This is a genomic window from Vibrio inusitatus (genome assembly GCA_024346935.1).
Taxonomy (GTDB): Bacteria; Pseudomonadota; Gammaproteobacteria; order Enterobacterales; family Vibrionaceae; genus Vibrio; species Vibrio inusitatus.
The window spans coordinates 963,843-983,062 of sequence record AP024878.1 but is presented as its reverse complement, the minus strand read 5'-3'; the positions used below and the strand labels follow the sequence as shown (position 1 = coordinate 983,062).

Annotated in this window: 18 protein-coding genes; 5 read left to right on the top strand and 13 right to left on the bottom strand. The window is 43.0% G+C overall.

The window, feature by feature from the left end; genetic code table 11:
• Positions 1 to 63 precede the first annotated feature (63 nt).
• On the bottom strand, positions 64 to 705 hold the full coding sequence (udk, locus tag OCU48_RS04490) for a uridine kinase (protein ID WP_141343914.1): 642 nt from the start codon (positions 703 to 705) through the stop codon (positions 64 to 66).
• A gap of 143 nt (positions 706 to 848) precedes the next feature.
• Complete coding sequence (gene apbC / locus OCU48_RS04485; protein WP_141343913.1) at positions 849 to 1,922, bottom strand: iron-sulfur cluster carrier protein ApbC; 1,074 nt, start codon at positions 1,920 to 1,922, stop codon at positions 849 to 851.
• 239 nt (positions 1,923 to 2,161) lie between these two features.
• On the opposite strand from apbC, the gene metG reads away from it, so the two are divergent.
• Positions 2,162 to 4,213, top strand: a complete 2,052-nt coding sequence (gene metG / locus OCU48_RS04480) for a methionine--tRNA ligase (RefSeq protein WP_141343912.1) — start codon at positions 2,162 to 2,164, stop codon at positions 4,211 to 4,213.
• Between the two features lie 203 nt (positions 4,214 to 4,416).
• Positions 4,417 to 5,232 carry a hypothetical protein gene (locus OCU48_RS04475; protein WP_141343911.1) on the top strand — a complete coding sequence of 272 codons (816 nt, stop codon included), beginning with the start codon at positions 4,417 to 4,419 and terminating at the stop codon, positions 5,230 to 5,232.
• Here OCU48_RS04475 and mlc read toward each other — a convergent pair.
• From mlc to cydH, 3 genes are all read right to left on the bottom strand, one after another.
• Complete coding sequence (gene mlc / locus OCU48_RS04470) at positions 5,229 to 6,443, bottom strand: sugar metabolism global transcriptional regulator Mlc (protein ID WP_141343910.1); 1,215 nt, start codon at positions 6,441 to 6,443, stop codon at positions 5,229 to 5,231. The two genes, OCU48_RS04475 and mlc, sit on opposite strands and share 4 nt — an antisense overlap.
• A 98-nt stretch (positions 6,444 to 6,541) precedes the next feature.
• Entirely contained in the window at positions 6,542 to 7,711 is a 1,170-nt protein-coding gene (locus OCU48_RS04465; RefSeq protein WP_141343909.1) for a patatin-like phospholipase family protein, read from the bottom strand.
• 17 nt (positions 7,712 to 7,728) lie between these two features.
• Positions 7,729 to 7,818 (bottom strand): cytochrome bd-I oxidase subunit CydH, encoded by a 90-nt coding sequence (gene cydH, locus OCU48_RS04460; RefSeq protein ID WP_141343908.1) that lies wholly within the window; start codon positions 7,816 to 7,818, stop codon positions 7,729 to 7,731.
• 241 nt (positions 7,819 to 8,059) lie between these two features.
• On the opposite strand from cydH, the gene OCU48_RS04455 reads away from it, so the two are divergent.
• From OCU48_RS04455 to OCU48_RS04445, 3 genes are all read left to right on the top strand, one after another.
• Positions 8,060 to 8,647 (top strand): outer membrane beta-barrel protein, encoded by a 588-nt coding sequence (locus OCU48_RS04455; RefSeq protein ID WP_141343907.1) that lies wholly within the window; start codon positions 8,060 to 8,062, stop codon positions 8,645 to 8,647.
• A gap of 455 nt (positions 8,648 to 9,102) precedes the next feature.
• Positions 9,103 to 10,572, top strand: a complete 1,470-nt coding sequence (locus OCU48_RS04450; RefSeq protein ID WP_141343906.1) for a sodium-dependent transporter — start codon at positions 9,103 to 9,105, stop codon at positions 10,570 to 10,572.
• A 2-nt stretch (positions 10,573 to 10,574) separates the two neighbouring features.
• On the top strand, positions 10,575 to 10,673 hold the full coding sequence (locus OCU48_RS04445) for a MetS family NSS transporter small subunit (protein WP_141271050.1): 99 nt from the start codon (positions 10,575 to 10,577) through the stop codon (positions 10,671 to 10,673).
• 309 nt (positions 10,674 to 10,982) lie between these two features.
• Here OCU48_RS04445 and OCU48_RS04440 read toward each other — a convergent pair whose 3' ends face one another.
• From OCU48_RS04440 to fabF, 8 genes are all read right to left on the bottom strand, one after another.
• A complete protein-coding gene (locus tag OCU48_RS04440) occupies positions 10,983 to 11,408 on the bottom strand; it encodes a hypothetical protein (RefSeq protein WP_141343905.1) in 426 nt (141 codons plus the stop codon).
• 227 nt (positions 11,409 to 11,635) lie between these two features.
• A complete protein-coding gene (gene ptsG, locus OCU48_RS04435) occupies positions 11,636 to 13,069 on the bottom strand; it encodes a PTS glucose transporter subunit IIBC (protein WP_141343904.1) in 1,434 nt (477 codons plus the stop codon).
• 440 nt (positions 13,070 to 13,509) lie between these two features.
• Entirely contained in the window at positions 13,510 to 14,280 is a 771-nt protein-coding gene (locus tag OCU48_RS04430) for a TatD family hydrolase (protein ID WP_141343903.1), read from the bottom strand.
• A gap of 67 nt (positions 14,281 to 14,347) precedes the next feature.
• On the bottom strand, positions 14,348 to 15,310 hold the full coding sequence (gene holB, locus OCU48_RS04425; RefSeq protein ID WP_141343902.1) for a DNA polymerase III subunit delta': 963 nt from the start codon (positions 15,308 to 15,310) through the stop codon (positions 14,348 to 14,350).
• A gap of 2 nt (positions 15,311 to 15,312) precedes the next feature.
• On the bottom strand, positions 15,313 to 15,945 hold the full coding sequence (gene tmk, locus OCU48_RS04420; protein WP_141343901.1) for a dTMP kinase: 633 nt from the start codon (positions 15,943 to 15,945) through the stop codon (positions 15,313 to 15,315).
• Positions 15,946 to 16,962: an endolytic transglycosylase MltG gene (mltG, locus tag OCU48_RS04415; protein ID WP_141343900.1), complete on the bottom strand. Its 1,017-nt coding sequence runs from the start codon at positions 16,960 to 16,962 to the stop codon at positions 15,946 to 15,948.
• Positions 16,955 to 17,761: an aminodeoxychorismate lyase gene (pabC, locus tag OCU48_RS04410; protein WP_141343899.1), complete on the bottom strand. Its 807-nt coding sequence runs from the start codon at positions 17,759 to 17,761 to the stop codon at positions 16,955 to 16,957. Before pabC ends, mltG begins: the two co-directional genes overlap by 8 nt.
• Positions 17,762 to 17,872: 111 nt before the next feature.
• On the bottom strand, positions 17,873 to 19,123 hold the full coding sequence (fabF, locus tag OCU48_RS04405; RefSeq protein WP_141343898.1) for a beta-ketoacyl-ACP synthase II: 1,251 nt from the start codon (positions 19,121 to 19,123) through the stop codon (positions 17,873 to 17,875).
• Between the last annotated feature and the right edge of the window lie 97 nt (positions 19,124 to 19,220).

Here is a 19,220-nt window from a genome sequence, read left to right as displayed (position 1 = left end):
TATTTAGGTCTAATGAAACAGTCAGTGCCAAGTCTATTAAAGCGACAACTCGTCACTAAATTACTAAGATTTCAATAATTTAGCAATATGAGCTTTTAATACATCAATTGCGATACGGTTTTTACCGCCGCGAGGAACAATGATGTCGGCGTATTGTTTTGAAGGTTCGATAAACTGCATGAACATTGGACGCACTGTTTTTTGGTATTGGTTTAATACTGACTCCATGGTGCGACCACGCTCTTCAACATCTCGCTTCACACGACGAAGCAAACAAATATCTAAAGGCGTGTCCATAAACACGCTTGCATGCATAATCTTGCGAAGACGAGGATCTGTCAGTAGCAAAATACCTTCAAGGATAATAACTTTTTTAGGTGTCATTGTTTTCGTGTTGCTAGTGCGGGTATGCTCTGTATAGCTGTACTCTGGTACTTCGACAGCATGGCCATTAGCCAATTGCTGAAGATGTTCGCACAATAAATCGTGATCCAATGCCTTTGGATGGTCGTAGTTGGTCTTTACGCGTTCTTCCATGCTCAAATGACTTTGGTCATTGTAATATCTGTCTTCCGTGATAACACCGATTTGATCTGGGCCTACCTTTGCTCGCAGCTCGTTATAGATAGTACTTGCAATAAGGCTCTTACCAGACGCTGATGCGCCTGCGATGCCGACGATGACACATTGATTATTTTCAGACATTTACTGATCCTAACGAAAAACAGAATTTAAACCGTGTAATTATAGGGATTGATAAACTTTGATACCAGAAATAAGCTCATAATCCCTAAAGGTTGAGTGTAAATTAGCCAGCCATTAGCAAATACCGCACACATTACCCACAATTATTTTACTTCAACAAACCTGATTCGCTCGGGCTGAGGTTTTCCATGCCAAAATAACCGACTCACCACTTGTTCTGCCAACTGTAAATACCCTTGTGCTTGCTCTGCTGATTCTGGGTTCACTACCGAAGGCACCCCCATATCGATGTCACGGCGAACATTAAGATGTAATGGCAATTGACCTAGTACCGATATGCCCTTCTCTGCGGCTAACTTCACCGCTCCACCACTACCAAAGATGTCTTCATGTGAACCACAATTACTGCAGACGTGATAGGACATGTTCTCGATGAGTCCGAGCACTCCAACCTCGGCTTTTTCAAACATGGCGATACCTTTAATTGCGTCTGCTAGTGCCAAGTCTTGAGGTGTGGTCACCACCAAAGCACTGGTCAATGGGATTTCTTGAGAAAGGGTCAGTTGTAGGTCGCCTGTGCCTGGCGGCATATCGATAATAAGGTAATCCAATTCTGGCCATTGTGTCTCTTTCAGTAATTGCATCAACGCCTTTGAAGCCATTGGCCCGCGCCAAACCGCTGCGTCATCACTAGAGATCAAATAACCGATAGATTGGGTGTACACGCCATGCGCCTCTAACGGCTTCATCCATTTGTTGTCGATTATTTCTAAGTTTTTACCCTTAGTGCCAAACATTAAAGGAATAGAAGGGCCATAGACATCCGCATCCAGTACACCCACTTTAGCGCCTTGTTGAGCGATAGCCAGTGCGAGGTTAGCAGTAGTGGTTGATTTGCCCACACCTCCCTTCGCCGATGTCACAGCGATGATATTTTTAATGCTCGTCAGAGAACTTACAACCTTGCTCTCTAGCGGGCGTACGCGAGCTGAAACATAAAATGTGTAATCATCCCACTGCGCAGGGGCATCATGCTGTGATATCCAATTGCCAACCGCTTGAGTTAAAGACTCCACCAAGAAGGGAATCTCTACATCAATCGCTTTACCTTTATCATCTATTGTCACCACACCTTGAGTAGCTGCCCACTCACTCACAAGTAACGGATGCTGAAACTGATTCAACCAAGCGTGAAGACCCTGTATTTCTTTATTCATTGATGCGTCCTTTTCTAATTATGAATACATCTTAGCGCTAATATCGCGCCGAATTAACAGGATTCTTTCAGCTATAACAAATTATCGACATATGCGCGGTTATTTTCATCAATTACCTAGGTTTTCTCACTTGTTATCAGGTAAACACAATGCAATTTATCCGTGAGATCCTTTTCGTTATTGCTAGCTTACGGTAGTATAAGCGCCTACAAATTTAACCTATCTGCGAAAAGTTAAGTATGACTACTGAATTAAGAAAAATGCTCGTCACTTGTGCGCTACCGTATGCCAATGGTTCAATCCATTTGGGTCATATGCTTGAGCACATCCAAGCTGATATCTGGGTGCGCTATCAACGCCTACGTGGCAACACAGTAAACTTTGTGTGTGCTGATGACGCTCACGGTACCCCTATCATGCTTAAAGCCCAGCAGATGGGAATTTCACCAGAAGACATGATCGCAGCGGTAAGCGAAGAACATCAAAAAGACTTCGCAGGTTTTGACATCAGCTTTGACAACTACCACAGCACTCACAGTGAAGAGAACCGTGAGTTGGCGTCTAACATCTATCTTGAGCTTAAAAAGAACGGCTTTATCTCTAGCCGTACGATCTCTCAGCTGTTTGACCCAGAAAAAGAAATGTTCCTTCCTGATCGCTTTGTTAAGGGCACTTGCCCTAAATGTAAATCTGAAGATCAATACGGCGACAACTGTGATAACTGTGGTGAGACCTACAGCCCAACTGAGCTAATCAACCCTAAGTCTGCGGTTTCTGGTGCGACTCCAGTAATGAAGGACTCAGAACACTTCTTCTTTGACCTTCCGCAATTTGAAAGCATGCTCAAAGAGTGGACCCGCTCTGGTTCTTTACAAAGTGAAACCGCAAACAAGATGCAAGAATGGTTTGAGTCAGGCCTACAACAGTGGGATATTTCTCGCGATGCGCCTTACTTTGGCTTTGAAATTCCAGGTGAGAAGAATAAATTTTTCTATGTTTGGCTAGATGCACCTGTTGGTTACATGGCTTCTTTCAAGAACCTTTGTAGTAAACGTGATGACCTAGATTTTGATGAATACTGGAAGAAAGACAGTACCACTGAGCTGTATCACTTTATCGGTAAAGACATCGTTTACTTCCACAGCCTATTCTGGCCAGCAATGCTAGAAGGTGCAGGTTTCCGTAAGCCAAACAATGTATTTGTGCACGGCTACGTAACTGTAAACGGCGCTAAGATGTCTAAATCTAAAGGCACCTTTATTAAAGCAAGCACCTATCTAGACCATCTCGATCCTGAATGTCTTCGTTATTACTACGCAGCGAAGCTAAACAGCCGTATCGATGACCTAGACCTTAACCTTGAAGACTTCACTCAACGTGTAAACTCTGATGTTGTAAACAAGATTGTTAACCTAGCATCTCGTAATGCAGGCTTCATTACCAAACGTTTTGAAGGCAAGCTGTCTCAAGACTTTGCAGAGCCAGCGCTGTACAACGAATTTGCTGGTGCGGCTGATCGCATTGCTGAATTATTCGAAGCTCGTGAATTTAGCCGAGCAATTCGTGAAATTACCGCACTTGCCGATAAAGCAAATCAATACGTTGATGAAAAGGCACCGTGGGTTGTAGCTAAGCAAGAAGGCCAAGATAAAGAGCTTCAAGATATCTGCTCTGTAGGCATTAACTTATTCCGCGTATTAATGACTTACTTGAAACCAGTTATGCCCGAGCTCGCGGCCCGTACAGAAGGCTTCTTGAATCAAGAGCTCACTTGGGAAGGTGTAGCTACGCCATTAACGGATCATGAGATCAGCAAGTTCAAAGCACTCTTTAACCGTGTTGACCCTAAGAAGGTAGAAGCCATGGTTGAAGCATCTAAAGAAGATGCAGCGGCTGAAGCGGCAGCCAAAGAACAAGCAGAGCAAGCTAAAAACGAAACTGAGCTGACTAAAGAGCCAATCGCTGATGAAATCGAGTTCGATGATTTTGCTAAGATTGACCTGCGTATTGCTAAGATCGTTGAATGTGAGTCTGTGCCTAAGGCGAACAAACTGCTAAGACTAGTACTCGATCTTGGTGGTGAAACTCGCCAAGTATTTGCAGGTATCAAATCAGCTTATCAGCCAGAGGACCTAATCGGTAAGCACACTGTTATGGTTGCAAACCTAAAGCCTCGTAAAATGAAGTTTGGTATGTCTGAGGGTATGGTTTTAGCAGCAGGTCCTGGTGGTAAAGATCTTTGGATCTTAGAGCCTCATGACGGTGCTAAGCCAGGCATGCGTGTAATGTAAACAGCATTAATCATTATTAAAATACCGGCTTAATAAGCCGGTATTTTTTTGCGCCAAACAAGTGCAACCCCGCTCTTAAGTAAGGCAAGCCAACTTACACTTCTCACACCACCGACCGTATTCATTGGCTAACACTCACAGAATCAATCTGGCATAAATACTGCAAGACCCTTATTTAGCTCGTAGCTGTTAGGGAGTAAGTTATGTTCATGATTATTGCAGCCAGTCTAAGCGCGGTCATCGTACTCTATTTGTTGATGCGACATGGTAGGCAATCCAAACTCAATGACAATCGTTACCGTTTGGTGTGTGAGTTGCGCAGTGTAGCAGAGCACCTCCGTGAACACAGGCATCTTGCCCATACTCATCTTAGCTTTGAGCCGATACCGAATAATCATACTGTTGAGATTGAGAAGAACATTAGCAACTCACTACTCTTTCTCGTTGAAAAAAGTTTCATCAATGACCGTCCAATGTTTCGCCTTTTAATGAAACAAATACAGACCTTGTTATTTGAATGGCGAGACATGACACCATCTAAGTGTCAGATGAGCCATGGCAAAGCTATACGTGCCACCCTGTACCTAATTGATGAAATAGTGCTAACTTGGTTGGTAGAATCAGATCAAGTGGAAATGAGTGAACAATATTCACGTCAGTGGAATCTCGTTATTGATTCATTGGAGGCTTTAACTCAATTTAGAATGTTGGTGAGTGACTCTAGAGATGAGTTGCAGTGTGAGCGCCTGAATCTAAAGGCACAAATATTACTACGTAAAATAAATCGACTGAGCTTATTGTCACCCTTAGGTGTACACGCCCCGAGTACCAGTCATGCAGCAAGGCAATTAACTGAAATCATCTCTGCTCATGGTCATACTGAACAATTAGATGAGCGTGAGCTTTATCAACTGACTAGCACCTTATCACTGGCCATATTCAAAGTGTATGACCAGATTTTAATTGAACTTAGCGAACAGCTTAATCAACCTTTACCCACTGAAGAGGTTAAGGCTTAGCCTTCCACGACCTTCATCAAAAGTACACCGTCATACAAAGCTTGCTTGATCAAGGCTGCACCTGGCATGGTGGCATTTTTGATGAAGCGGCTCGGTACAATTTCTAGGTCTTGGCGATAGATAGGTAGGCTTTGCGTCTGCACACAACGCTCAACTTCAGGAAAGATGATGCCTTTAGCCACATTGATATCGCCACCGATAAGAATTTTCTCTGGATTAAACATATTAACAACCAGAGACACCGCCATACCTAAGTGCTTTGCTAGCTGCATAATAATCTTCAATGCAACCTCATCGCCATTATTGGCAGCCATACAAATATTGATGACAGATAAAGTTTCCAGATCTAAACAGGTTTCATCACCTGCAGCAATGGCTTCTTGAGCTTGACGCAGCAGAGCATGAGAACTTGCTACCGTTTCCAAACAACCTATGTTGCCACAGTGGCAGGGGTGACCATTCGGATCAACTTGTATGTGACCTAATTCACCGACATTTCCCAAACGCCCCTGAAGAACTTTATCCTCAAGGATAATGCCCGCACCGATACCATTATGGACAGAGATCAATACCGAATTTTTGTTTTGCTGAGAGTTTCCAAATAACTTTTCGGCAAGTGCCCATGCTCGCGTATCATTAGCAATAAATACCGGTAAGCCAGTCGCCTCATATAACGCAGGCCCAAGCTCTAGGTACTTCACATCAAAATGAGGCATTTGTAGTACTAAGCCACTTTCTGAGTGAACAAGCCCAGGTAACGTAATCGCAATGCTGGTCATACGCTCTAGAACTGCCCCTTTTTCTTCAAAAAACTGGGTAATCTCAGACAGCAGGCGCTCTAACATTGCATCTTGATGACGTTCTTCAATATCAATGTACTTTTCAGTAATCACCTCGCCACCTAATTCATGCAACGCGATAGTCAAGTAACCTCGCCCTAGACGAAGCGATAAGAACTGCCAGCCTTCATTATTGGTCTGTAATCCAACCGCTGGACGACCACGACTTGTCGCCTCCTGCACTACTGTCTCATGAATAAGATGGGCATCAATGAGTTCGCGAGTAATCTTGGTAATACTCGCTGGAGCAAGCGCACTCAATTTAGAAAGGTCGATTCGAGAGATAGGGCCAAATTGATCAATAAGTTGGTACACCTTACCGGCGTTAATCTGTTTGATATGGTCAATGTGGCTTGGTTGAGCCGTGTACATAAAATTTCTCCCCAATCGTGAGGTTCTATTTTTTTACAGGTCGAAGTAAATGTGAAGCTCTGTTTTCTAAAGGCGTGAGCATGCTCACCGATTAAGCGCTAATTCACCTGAGCTCCCTTCTTTATCTTTAACTTTCGAGTGCTCTGATACTCGTCGATAAAGCGATATCCTGAATTTAACCCTTGCTGATAATCAAACAATAGATCCTCAGTACTACTCATTAGCGAAGAGCTACGCAATGGCTCCTCAGGAATGATCTGCATCACGTAGCAGTCTTCTGGTGGGTTAGAGATGAACTCCTGTGTAAGCGCATACGTTTGGTAGTGCACCATCAACATATCAGCCAACCCTGCATCAAGTTGATTCCCTAACAGGTGAGATAAGCGATAAACGTTATCCGCGCCGAATAACCATCGCCCGCCGTTAAGTAACTCTAAACGCGATAAAGATTTGTCAGAGCCACTTTTACCTACTCTCTCATCTATAAAGTCTTCAATACTTTTTTTACCCTTATCGAGTTTCTCGTTCCAAAAGCTCTGAATGTTATCTATAGGACTGCGATACCAAACCTCTTTGTCATGCTTTAGCACAGACTCTGGTACATCTTGCCTAGTGAGCAAAGGATGTTCGGGTAGCTCGGTCCGAATGACAATGATACTGCGGGCACCTTGCCTCCATGCTTCTTGGACCGGCACTGACGCTGAAACGCCACCATCCACAAACTCCTCTCCTGCAACAGATATAGGTCTAGAAACAAGATTAGGTATAGCGCACGTTGCCCTAATCACATCTAGCCAATCGGTCGCTAACATAGGAAGGTAATCATCATGGAAATTGTCGGCACGAGTGACGGCTGCGTACGCCTCTCTGCCTACAAGCATTTTTTTTCCCATATCAATATCGAGTTTATAAGGCGGGGAGCAAATTTTATTCAATGCCCAATCGAGCCCTATATAATGCTTCTGCCTGACAAAACTAAAAAGATTGAAGAAACGATCGTCGGTGGTGAGATCTAAAAGGAATGATTTTCCGATTTCAGGTTGCCGGCAAAGGTACGCACAAAGGTTGAGTGCTCCGGCAGAGGTGCCATAAAAGGTTTTAAACGGGTCAAAATTAGAATACAAGAAAGCATCTAATACACCGGCAGTGAATATACTACGTTGTCCCCCACCCTGTGCTACAAGCGCATTTTTTCCATTAATATACTTAGCAAACATCTGTTGCTTGTATAAGGCATTATTCCCCCAAACTAACCCACTATTGTCCATTTATCCACCAAAGATAATTAACTAAACACCGCCACTAATCCATAAGCGATAATGATTGCAAAAGCAGAAGTGACTATTGCTATGGTAAATTTTAAATCCGTACTCATTTTCTCACCTTATAGATATTCGATAATCCCTAAAGAGAATAAAACATAGGGTTGAACTAAGTATTAACATTCCTAAGTTTACCTCTCAAGACTTAGCGAAAAGCCGTGCAGAATTATGCAGTTACTGTCACAATTACCTATACATAACTTAGGTACTACCCATAAGTGCGTTCGATCAACTTTGGGACAGGACGAGTAAAACTAAGTAAACATGGTCTAGATTGACAAGGATGACAATACTATGAACAGAAAAATCCTCCCTCTATTACTGATAGCATGCGGTTACCCTGCTATATCTCAAGCAGATATCCACATTACCCCTATGGTTGGCTACAGTATGGGCGGTTCATTTGATACTGAAGAAAATGGCAGCTTTGATATCAAAGAAGCAGTCAACTACAACCTTGCTATCGAAACTAATGTTGAAAAAGGTCGTCTCGGCTTACTTTACTCTCAACAAGACTCTTCCATCGAAGATGTTAACCTTGATACCACACTACGTTACTTACACTTTCAAAGCGCAGTCTTTTATCCTTCAGGAGATAAATGGGACGCCTACTTGGGCCTAAGCTTAGGTGGAACACAGATTGATGTTGAGGGGGCAAGCAATGAATACAAGTTCTCAGCAGGCCTCTACGCCGGACTAGAGTATAAGTTTACTGACAGCTTTGCTCTTCAAGGACAAGTTCGCTATTTAGGAACCTTGGTTGACGGTGATTCAATTACGGTGTGCGACTCTTCTAGCAATGGTACAAGCTGTAAATATGCATTTTCTGGTGACTGGCTAAGCCAAGTTCAAGCCAATCTAGGCTTCAGATTCAGCTTCTAAATCGACACATGAGCATAACAATATATTAACGAGCGAAAGTATCTTAGTTTTTCGCTCTTAATTTAACATTTAGTCATATTCTCTAGCTGAAAGCACTTCTTTAACTGATGACAGCGGTCATTACGATATTTACAGTACAATCCATTAACTCAACCTTTATCACTAGCAATTCTGCGATCATTCTTCCCATATATGAACCTTATTTTATCTTGCCAGACAGAATATCTCACGGTAACCTGCCGTTATGACCCAGAATATTCTACTAGTTTTAGAGTGCGGGTACTGAATTATTTAAAATAAACCACTACTTTTTAAGTGCTATAACAGAATTAACAACCACTAAATTGCACAGAAGCATAGTGATTGTTTTATATACTCTCGTTATTTAAGCAAAAGAGACTATTGATTCTCATTTAGAATTTGCAACTCTTAAGAAGCAATTACAAGGAGTAATTATGAAACGAGAACAATGGGGTTCCCGTACCGGATTTATCTTAGCCGCAGTAGGCTCAGCAATCGGTCTAGGTAATATATGGCGCTTTCCGTATATGGCCTACGAAAATGGCGGTGGCGCATTCTTTATCCCTTACCTTTTCGCCATGTTAACAGCTGGTATTCCATTTATGATTATGGAATTCAAGCTAGGTCAAAAATATCGTGGTTCTGCACCTGCAGCGCTTCGTTCTGTTAACCCTAAATTCGAATGGTTAGGCTGGTTCCAAGTCGGTATCGCAGCATGTATCGCTGTTTATTACGTTGCGGTGATCGGTTGGTCTATCTCATACCTTGGTATGTCTTTCCATCAGGGATGGGGAACTGACACAAATGCCTTCTTCTTTAGCGAGTATCTGAACCTAGGTGACAACTCACCATCAAATCTTGGTTCTATCCAATGGAAGATTGCCGGAACTATGCTTCTAGCTTGGGCTATCACTTATTCTGCAATTGCAGGTGGCGTTAAGTCTGGTATTGAACGTGCTGCTAAAATCATGATGCCGGTATTGTTTGTCATGGTATTAGTGCTTATTGGTCGTACTATCTTCCTACCTGGTGCATTGAATGGTATTAACTACCTATTTGAACCAGATTTCAGCAAGATCATGGATCTTAAGGTATGGGCGGCGGCCTATGGTCAGATCTTCTTTACCCTTAGTATCGGCTTTGCCATCATGCTTGCTTACTCAAGTTACCTGCCAGAGAAATCAGACATCAATAACAACGCCTTTATGACGGTATTGATTAACTGTGGCTTCTCTATCCTAGCGGGTATCATGATCTTCTCTGTACTGGGCTTCATGGCACATGAACAAGGCAAAGAGTTAACAGATGTAGTCTCAGCTGGTGTTGGTCTTGCGTTTGTTACTCTACCTGCGGCAATTAATGAGCTACCCGCACCTTATATCCTAGGTCCACTGCTGTTCCTAGCACTGACTATTGCAGGCTTAAGCTCGCATATTTCAATCATTGAAGCTGTAACATCGGCAATCATTGATAAGTTCAAGCTAGGTCGTAAAAAAGCAGCAACACTTGTATGTGGTACCGGCGCAGTGGTTTCTCTTGCGTTCGCAACCAACGGTGGTTTGTTACTACTAGACCTTGTTGACTACTTCACCAACCAGATTGGTATCGTATTAAGCTGTTTCATCGAGGTTCTATTAATTGTATGGATTGTTAAGACTGCAACTATTCGCAACTATGTAAACTCTGTATCAGATTTTCAGATTGGAGCTTGGTATGATGTTTGCTTGAAGTTTATAAGCCCAGCAATTCTAGCTCTAACGCTATTTAATACACTGAAAGCGACGCTAACGGATGGCTACGGCGGTTATGCACAATTCGACCTGCTACTACTGGGTTGGGGCCTACTCGCTCTTCTCATTATCATCGGTGTAGCAATCAACGTACTTAGTAAAAAGGAAGCGTAATTATGACGACTAGTGCAATCATTATGATGGTTCTTGGCCTTGGGATTACTTGGGGTGGCGCAGCTATCTGTATCCGTAAAGCGATGAACAAACAAAAGTAATTGCTATTAACTGATAGCTTGTCGCTTGATCATAAATATTGGTAGAGCAAGTAAATGTGTTCTAACCAATCATTGAGCTTATTAAAATCACTACTTTGATGTTTATGTGATTGATAACCGTCGTCCCCGAGCACTTTTATCGGGGACCTTTATAACCACAGATGCTCGATAAAAACACTCGAGCATGACGGACTCCAAATGCCCGAATTGTGATTAAGGGATAAACTGACCGCTTTATGCTGTTAGATATCAGAAATGAAAAAGCCGACATAGAAATGTCGGCTTTTTTATATTCAAATAGCACAAAAACTAGAAGCGGTATGTCACACCAATAGCGGCGCCAAACTTAAGTTTTGACTTGTCTTGGATCTGCCATTCTGGAGCTACTTGTCCGAATGCATTCCAATTAGGTGCAAAGTTCCAATCTAAGCCAAGAGGAACGCGAAGACCAAAGTCATCATCCCACTCATACCAACCACCGGCACCTACATACCAGTCAAAAGGAACATCTTGAGAAAAGCTACCTTTCGCAAAGTGGTAATCAAAAGCCATACCATCATTGCCTACCGTCAAATTAAATCTATCTTCAAATTTAACAACTGCGCTTAGGCCCTGATCAAACGCCATACCCACTTTAACAGCACTGCCATTAGAACCAGCCGCTTTCGCTGCCCCTACGTAGGTTGCTACCCCTGTAAGTACTGCTGTGACTAATGCTAGCTTCCCAATATTCACTTTTTGTATCCTTGATAATCTATAACTTTGCGCATTCTAATACTATTTTAGCGCCCTTTGTCAGCAATTTGTGATGAAATCTATAAAAGTGCGTTTCGTAACACACTTTTATTTTTTGAAATACATTCAGGCTATGTATACAAAGGAAGTGTTGTGACTATGAGAATGCATCAGATCAAAAAAAGGAGGCTAAAGCCTCCTTTTTGTATCATGGTTATATGTGGATATTAACCGTTGTTACGAATCCACTCGTCCATGTCTGTTTTAAGGTTGTCAGACTTAGTACCGAAGATAGCCTGTACACCACCTGAAACAACAACTACACCCGCTGCGCCAAGTTGCTTAAGCTTGTCTTGGTCAACATTGTCAGTATCAGCTACTGCTACACGTAGACGTGTAATACAAGCATCAAGACCTGTGATATTCGCTTTACCACCAAATGCAGCTACAAGTTCACCTGCTAGTTCAGAACCAGTTGCAGTTGAAGCAGCTTCTTCTGTTTCGTCTTCACGACCAGGAGTTTTAAGGTCCATAGCAGTGATAACAGCGCGGAATACGAAGTAGTAGATTGCAGCGTAACCAAGACCAACAGCAACCATTAGACCCATCTTCTGAGCATTACCAGAAAGAACGATGAAGTCGATTAGACCGTGTGAGAATGATGTACCGTGTACAAAACCTAGTGCATTAGATACAACATATGCAGAACCAGCTAGTAGTGCGTGGATTCCGTATAGTAGAGGAGCAACGAATAGGAATGAGAATTCGATTGGTTCAGTAATACCTGTTAGGAAAGACGTCAACGCAGCCGAAAGCATGATACCCATTACTTTAGCGCGGTTTTCAGGTTTAGCACAGTGTGCAATAGCGATTGCAGCAGCTGGTAGACCGAACATCTTGAACATGTAGCCACCCGCAAGTTGACCGAAGCCATTACCTGCAGCGCGAGAAGCTTCATCAGCAACCAAGTAACAAGTTAGAACACCTGTTTGTTGAACACCATTGCCATCAACACAAGAACCTGCTTCGAAGAAGAATGGTACGTTCCAAACGTGGTGAAGACCGAATGGGATTAGTGAACGCTCAACGATACCGTAAATACCAAACGCTAGCTCAGGGTTTTGGTTTGCAGCCCAATGAGAGAATGCTCCGATTGCCGAACCAATTGGTGGCCATACGATAGACAGTACGATACCAAGACCGATCGATAGGAAACCAGTGATGATTGGCACAGCACGCTTACCAGCGAAAAAGCCAAGGTATTCTGGAAGTTGGATTCTGAAGAAACGCGCAAAAGACCACGCAGCAACACCACCGACTAGGATACCACCTAGAACACCAGTATCGATTTTTTCAACACCCATAACACCGGCCATAACACTTAGTGTTGCTGTCATGATGCCGTAACCAACGATAGCAGCAAGACCTGCTACGCCGTCATTGTCTGTAAAGCCAAGTGCTACACCTACAGCAAATAGCAGAGCCATTTGACCGAATACTGAGCCACCCGCTTGTTCCATTAGGTTAGAAACAACCTCTGGAATGAAACCAAGGTCAGCGGCGCCGACACCTAGTAGAATACCTGCAACTGGAAGTACTGATACTGGTAGCATCAGTGACTTACCAACTTTCTGCAAGTTCGCAAAAAGGTTCTTAAACATGTTTATGCTCCTGAAAGATTATTAGTATTTTTTGAGGTTCCATCGACTTACCCCCGTAGTCCAATGATGGTTCCCATCGAAGAAATGTAACCTCTACGATTATATTTTTCGTCTCTAAATATATATTGATGCGCCTCAACTTTCCTCACTGACTAAAATCTAAGTTTTGAAAAGCCGTTATGGATCACATTCGCCCAAGTGAGCATAAGTGAATAATCACATCGTTAAGTCATTGTATTTAAACAATAAAACCACAAATAAAACGCTCAACCATACTGCTTCACACGCTTCCAAGTACTTATTTTTTATACGGAAATTTTCTATCACAGCTATGTGAACTCGATTTTAAACACAAAAAGTAATAACCAACATAAACAGTAAATATAGATAATTAAAGCTCTATAATAAACCAGAGGAATGAATTATGTGCAAAAACTAACTTAGCGACGCAAAAAAAGATCGGTGAAATTTTGCGTTGTTTTTTCCGCTACCTGACCCAAAGAAAGACCTTTTAACTGTGCAATATAACTAGCAACTTCAACTACATAGGCTGGTTGATTCTCTTTTCCTCGGTGAGGCACAGGTGCTAAATACGGAGAATCTGTTTCAATAAGCAAACGATCTAGAGGTAAGTTTTTCACAACCTCTTTCAATTCAATAGCTTGACGAAAAGTTACGATCCCTGACACCGAAATATAAAACCCTAGCTCCATAGCTGCCTCTGCAAATGCCTGGTCTTCAGTAAAACAATGGATAACCCCACCACACTTTGCTGCTCCACCTTCACGCAATATCGCTAATGTCTCAGATCTTGCTTGTCGTGTATGGATAATTAAGGGTTTGTTTACTTCAACGGCTAGCGCTACTTGCTGTTCAAATCGTTCGATCTGTAAATTTTTAGTCTCCGGCTTGTAATGAAAATCAAGACCAGTCTCACCAATGGCGATTACCTTTTCATGTTTAGCAAAAGAACGAAGCTGTTCAAGGTCAAATGCGCTCTCCACATCTAAAGGATGAACGCCTGCGGAAGCATGTACTTGAGGAAAGCGAGTAATTAGCTCCATCATCTTTGGAAAAGCATCAAGCGTTACACCAACCGACAACAATTGTTTGACGTTGGCCTCCTCAGCTTTAGCAACGACATCGGCTACACCAGTATGCAAGTCTTGATAATTCAGCTTATCAAGATGGCAATGAGAATCTACAAACATATAACACCTATAAAAAAACGCGCTGTACGCGCGCCTTGTAAACAAAAAATTCAACTAACATGAATAATCATCTAGTTTTAGTTTCAATGAGCCACTGGCTTAATAATAGTTCTTTATTGAGCCCTGTATGCAGGGTAAGTTGCTCCATAAGCTTAGCAAGCCTTCGAGTCATATCGAAAACCCGCTGATAATCTAACGTAGACTTCAGACGTTTTAATTGAGGATGATTTTCTACCGTAGGGAGTTCAACGAAGTATCCTTTCTGAAGCTCTATTAAAGCCAATGACAATAAACTGAGCTTCGAGAGCGTGTCCGTAGAGCATTTGTCTATAAAGGATTTAGGTAATGCAAAATCCTGCTCAACAAAATCCGTTAATGCTGACAATGTTGAGTCAAACTCCACCCCCTGCCCCTGCTCAACAAATGCTTTAAGTTTTAAAGGAGCACCTAAACATAACTGATAATACAGTTCAGGAACCTCAGAGATCCCATTTGCCGATAACCATTGCTGATATTCACTCAGTACAGGCGTTTTAACGTGCCAATGCTGACAGCGACTTTTAATAGTGGGTAATAATCGGTGTGGAGCATGGCTTCTTAAAATAAAAACACAGCTTTCAGGCGGGCTTTCGAGTGTCTTTAATAACGCATTCATAGCCTGCTCTGTCATTGATTCCGCAGGTTCTATCACTATGACTCGCTGACCACTCAATTGAGATGACTCAAGCGCATAACGATTCCCTTCACGGATCTGGTCCACAGAAATACTCGCTTTACCTTCAGCCGGTGCAATTCGATGCAAATCAGGGTGCGTCCCGGCTTGAAATAGCGCACAGCTATGACAAAACCCGCAAGCCTCTACCGTACTACTGTTACACAATTGTACCTTAAGCAATTCTTCAACCAGGCACTCTTCACCAAGACCTTCGGTTGCACTGAAAAGCAAAGCACCTGGCAATGAACCATTCTGCATACTAGCTTGTAAGTTCGTCCAAGTATCAGATAACCACGGGTAATGAGCACCATTCATGACTATTGATTTCCTAACCAATGAACTAGCGTAGCTTCGATATCACGGGCAACCTTATCAATCGGCTGTGCCGCATTAATGATGAGTATCGAGCTGTCGCTGTTCGCCAATGCAAGGTAACGCTCTCGTGCACGCTCAAAAAATGAAATATCCATTTTTTCAATACGATCAAGGTCTCCTCGGCCACGCGCTCGCTCTAAACCAAGTCGAGGTTCAATATCCATGTATAAGGTAAGATCGGGCTTAAAGTCACCTAAGCTAATTTGTCTCAGTGACAGCATCGTTTCTGCTGGGATCTGCCGACCACCACCTTGATATGCCTGGGATGAAAGATCATGACGGTCTCCCACTACCCAATCACCAGCGGTCAATGCAGGCTTAATGACTGTTTCTACCAACTGTACCCGTGCGCCGTACATAAGAAGCAATTCAGTAATATCTTGTAGTTCTTCTGCTTCGTGTTCTTCTTTCACTAAAGCGCGCATCTTTTCAGCTAAAGGAGTACCACCAGGTTCTCGTGTTGAGACGATATTTGAAATACCCGATGAGGTTAATACCGACATGATACTCGCAATCGCGGTACTTTTTCCGGCGCCCTCTAGGCCCTCAACAACAATAAATTTACCTTGTCCCATTTATTTACGTGCCCTTAGCTTTCTTAGATATTCTTGAACTGCGCGATTGTGATCTCTTAAGTTTTTAGAGAATACATGTCCGCCATCACCACTCGCTACAAAGTACAAATACTTACTATCATCTGGGTCAACCGCAGCGGCGATCGCTTCTTCACCTACCATAGCAATTGGCGTTGGTGTCAAACCATACATGGTATACGTGTTGTAGGGTGTTCGTGTTTGTAAATCACGCTTACGAATATTCCCTTTGTACTTGTCGCCCATACCGTAGATAACCGTGGGATCTGTTTGCAAACGCATACCAATGTTCAATCGATTCACAAACACGGACGAAACCAATGGCCGCTCTTCGGGTACCGCTGTCTCTTTTTCAATAATAGAGGCTAGAATAAGCGCTTCATAAGCGTTTTTCAGAGGTAGTTTGTCTTGGCGTTGATCCCAATATTGTTCGAGTATACGGTTCAATTGCGCGTGAGAGCGCTTCATGATGTCTAGATCTGACATGCCTACCGTATAATGGTAAGTCTCAGCCAAAAATAAACCTTCGAGTTTCTCTCTATCAATCTGTAATGCTTCGGCTATCTGAGCCTCGGTCATATCTTTGGTCGTGTGTATAAGATGAGGCGCTTCGTCGAACATTGTACGCCATTCTTTAAAGGTACTTCCTTCAACAAACGTGATGCTAAATTGTTTCTGCTGCCCATGAACCAAATCTAAAAGGGTTTGTTTAAGGGTAAGATTCGGCTGTATCTGAAACGTTCCAGCTTTAACCTGAGTTAACTCAGGGTGCGCACGACGCAATAAACGAGAAAAATCGCTTGGCTCAATCCAACCGTCTTTCTCAAATCGATTTAATAATGAGTTGAATGAGGTTCCAGACTCGATAGTTACCAGAGTGGGCTCATCAATGTTCATTGATTGATTAACATAGCCTTCGAGTTGGTTCCAAGCGTAAAATAAACCAGCTCCAGCCAAAAGAATGCAGATAATAAAAAGGGTGATAATTTTTTTAAGCACTATTTATACTCTCCTGAAAGTCGCGTGTGATTATACCGACTGGATAAGATTTATGTGTGATTTTTACGACAGGAGCGACACCCAATAGAGAATTACACATAAAAATTTCATCGGCGCTCATTAAGTGCGCTATATCAAACTCACCAAGTAGCACCTTCATACCCGACTTTTGAGCCTCTTGGATAACTAACCGACGAATGACACCAGACACACCGCACTTTTCCATACTTGGGGTATAGAGCGTCTTGCCTTGAATCCAAAACAGATTTGCCATCGTTGTTTCCACGACGTGCTCATTAAGGTCAAGTACCACACCGTCCTGAAAACCTTGCTGTTCAACATCAGCCTTTAGCAGCACTTGCTCTAATCGATTGTTGTGTTTATGCCCTGCTAATAAGGGGTTAATTCCTAGCTTGAGCTCAGCAACACCTAGCTCAACGCCATCACGTTGCCAATCTTTGTAGTGTGTCGGATAGCCAAATTCACTGATGGTAACGATAGACTCAGTGACTCCGACAGGGCTATACCCTCTCCCGCCACAACCTCGACTTACATGAAGTTTTAACCCCCCTAAGCCTTGTTCTATTGCAGCTTGGTTTACCCAAGCTCGCACTTGATTCCAGTCGGGCTCAATAATGTGTAGTAGTTGCAAACAAGTTTGCATTCTTTCTACATGCAAAGACCAAAAAAGAGGCTGTCCGTCAAAGGTTTTGATTGTCGTAAAACCGCCATCTCCATAGTTGAAGCTTCTGTCACTGGCCGAGACAGTCTCTCCTTGGACTCCATTTATCCAATACATTTGATCTTTCCAAAGGTTACCAACAAAAAAAAGGCCAGAGCCAGTTTCTTTGAAACTGAGTCTGACCCTTACAATTCTAGCTAACTATTTGTTCTATGGTAACTAAGACTATTAAATCTTTTTGAAGATTAATGAGCCGTTTGTACCACCAAAACCAAATGAGTTACATAGAGCGTATTCGATATCAACATCTTGTGCCACATTTGGCACTAAGTCGATACCTAACTCTGCAGCACGCTCATCCATATCATCTAGGTTGATAGTAGGCGGCACTTTTTGGTCACGAAGAGCCAACGCAGTGATAATAGCTTCAACAGAACCTGCCGCACCCAATAGGTGACCAATCATAGATTTAGTAGAAGAAACTTTCACTTGCGCAGCGCCTGCTTCACCTAAAGCGCGTTTTACGCCGTTAAGTTCTGCAACATCACCTGCTGGAGTCGAGGTCCCGTGTGCGTTGATGTAGCCAATTTGCTCACCAGTCACACCCGCATCACGCATCGCAGCTTCCATAGCTAGAGCACCGCCAGAGCCATCTTCACTTGGAGAGGTCATATGGTACGCATCGCCACTCATACCGAAGCCAACTAGCTCACAGTAGATGTTAGCGCCACGTGCTTTAGCTGATTCGTACTCTTCTAGTACCATCATGCCAGCACCATCACCCAATACGAAGCCATCACGTGCTTTGTCCCATGGACGAGAAGCACCTTGAGGGTTTTCATTATTAGTTGATAACGCTTTAGCTGCACCAAAGCCAGCAATACCCATTGGAGTAGATGCTTTTTCAGAGCCACCCGCAACCATTGCATCAGCATCACCGTAAGCAATCATACGAGCCGCATGGCCGATGTTGTGCAAACCAGTAGTACATGCTGTAGAGATAGCGATGTTAGGACCACGAAGGCCACGCATAATAGAAAGGTTACCTGCAACCATATTTACGATGGTTGATGGAACGAAAAATGGGCTCACTCGGCGAACACCCTTTTCGTTCATAACTTGGATACCGTTTTCAATCAGACCTAAGCCACCAATACCAGAGCCAATCGCCACGCCAACGCGAGAGCAATTTTCATCAGTGATTTCTAGGCCAGAATCATCAAGTGCTTGGATACCTGCTGCGATACCGTATTGGATAAATAGATCCATTTTACGAGCATCTTTTTTAGACATGTACTCTTCGCAGTTAAAGTCTTTGATAAGACCTGCAAAGCGTGTTGAATATTCGGTGGTGTCAAAATGTTCGATATTTGAAATACCGCTTTGACCAGATAGCAGGGCTTGCCAAGAAGATTCTACGGTGTTGCCGACCGGTGACAACATACCCATGCCAGTGACAACTACACGACGCTTGGACACGATTTTTACTCCGGGTTAGATTAATTAGATATTGGTTTTAAACAATAAGGGAGCTGAAATGAATCAGGCGGCCAAGATAGACCGCCTGAGAAGAGAA

Excerpts from the sequence above, each read along its gene's own strand:
- ptsG (WP_141343904.1), bottom strand. The coding sequence starts at position 13,069 with ATGTTTAAGAACCTTTTTGCGAACTTGCAGAAAGTTGGTAAGTCACTG.
- apbC (WP_141343913.1), bottom strand. The coding sequence starts at position 1,922 with ATGAATAAAGAAATACAGGGTCTTCACGCTTGGTTGAATCAGTTTCAG.
- mlc (WP_141343910.1), bottom strand. The coding sequence starts at position 6,443 with ATGTACACGGCTCAACCAAGCCACATTGACCATATCAAACAGATTAAC.
- OCU48_RS04475 (WP_141343911.1), top strand. The coding sequence starts at position 4,417 with ATGTTCATGATTATTGCAGCCAGTCTAAGCGCGGTCATCGTACTCTAT.
- OCU48_RS04445 (WP_141271050.1), top strand. The coding sequence starts at position 10,575 with ATGACGACTAGTGCAATCATTATGATGGTTCTTGGCCTTGGGATTACT.
- udk (WP_141343914.1), bottom strand. The coding sequence starts at position 705 with ATGTCTGAAAATAATCAATGTGTCATCGTCGGCATCGCAGGCGCATCA.
- cydH (WP_141343908.1), bottom strand. The coding sequence starts at position 7,818 with ATGAGTACGGATTTAAAATTTACCATAGCAATAGTCACTTCTGCTTTT.
- OCU48_RS04450 (WP_141343906.1), top strand. The coding sequence starts at position 9,103 with ATGAAACGAGAACAATGGGGTTCCCGTACCGGATTTATCTTAGCCGCA.
- holB (WP_141343902.1), bottom strand. The coding sequence starts at position 15,310 with ATGAATGGTGCTCATTACCCGTGGTTATCTGATACTTGGACGAACTTA.
- metG (WP_141343912.1), top strand. The coding sequence starts at position 2,162 with ATGACTACTGAATTAAGAAAAATGCTCGTCACTTGTGCGCTACCGTAT.
- OCU48_RS04430 (WP_141343903.1), bottom strand. The coding sequence starts at position 14,280 with ATGTTTGTAGATTCTCATTGCCATCTTGATAAGCTGAATTATCAAGAC.
- OCU48_RS04455 (WP_141343907.1), top strand. The coding sequence starts at position 8,060 with ATGAACAGAAAAATCCTCCCTCTATTACTGATAGCATGCGGTTACCCT.
- pabC (WP_141343899.1), bottom strand. The coding sequence starts at position 17,761 with ATGTATTGGATAAATGGAGTCCAAGGAGAGACTGTCTCGGCCAGTGAC.
- tmk (WP_141343901.1), bottom strand. The coding sequence starts at position 15,945 with ATGGGACAAGGTAAATTTATTGTTGTTGAGGGCCTAGAGGGCGCCGGA.
- OCU48_RS04465 (WP_141343909.1), bottom strand. The coding sequence starts at position 7,711 with ATGGACAATAGTGGGTTAGTTTGGGGGAATAATGCCTTATACAAGCAA.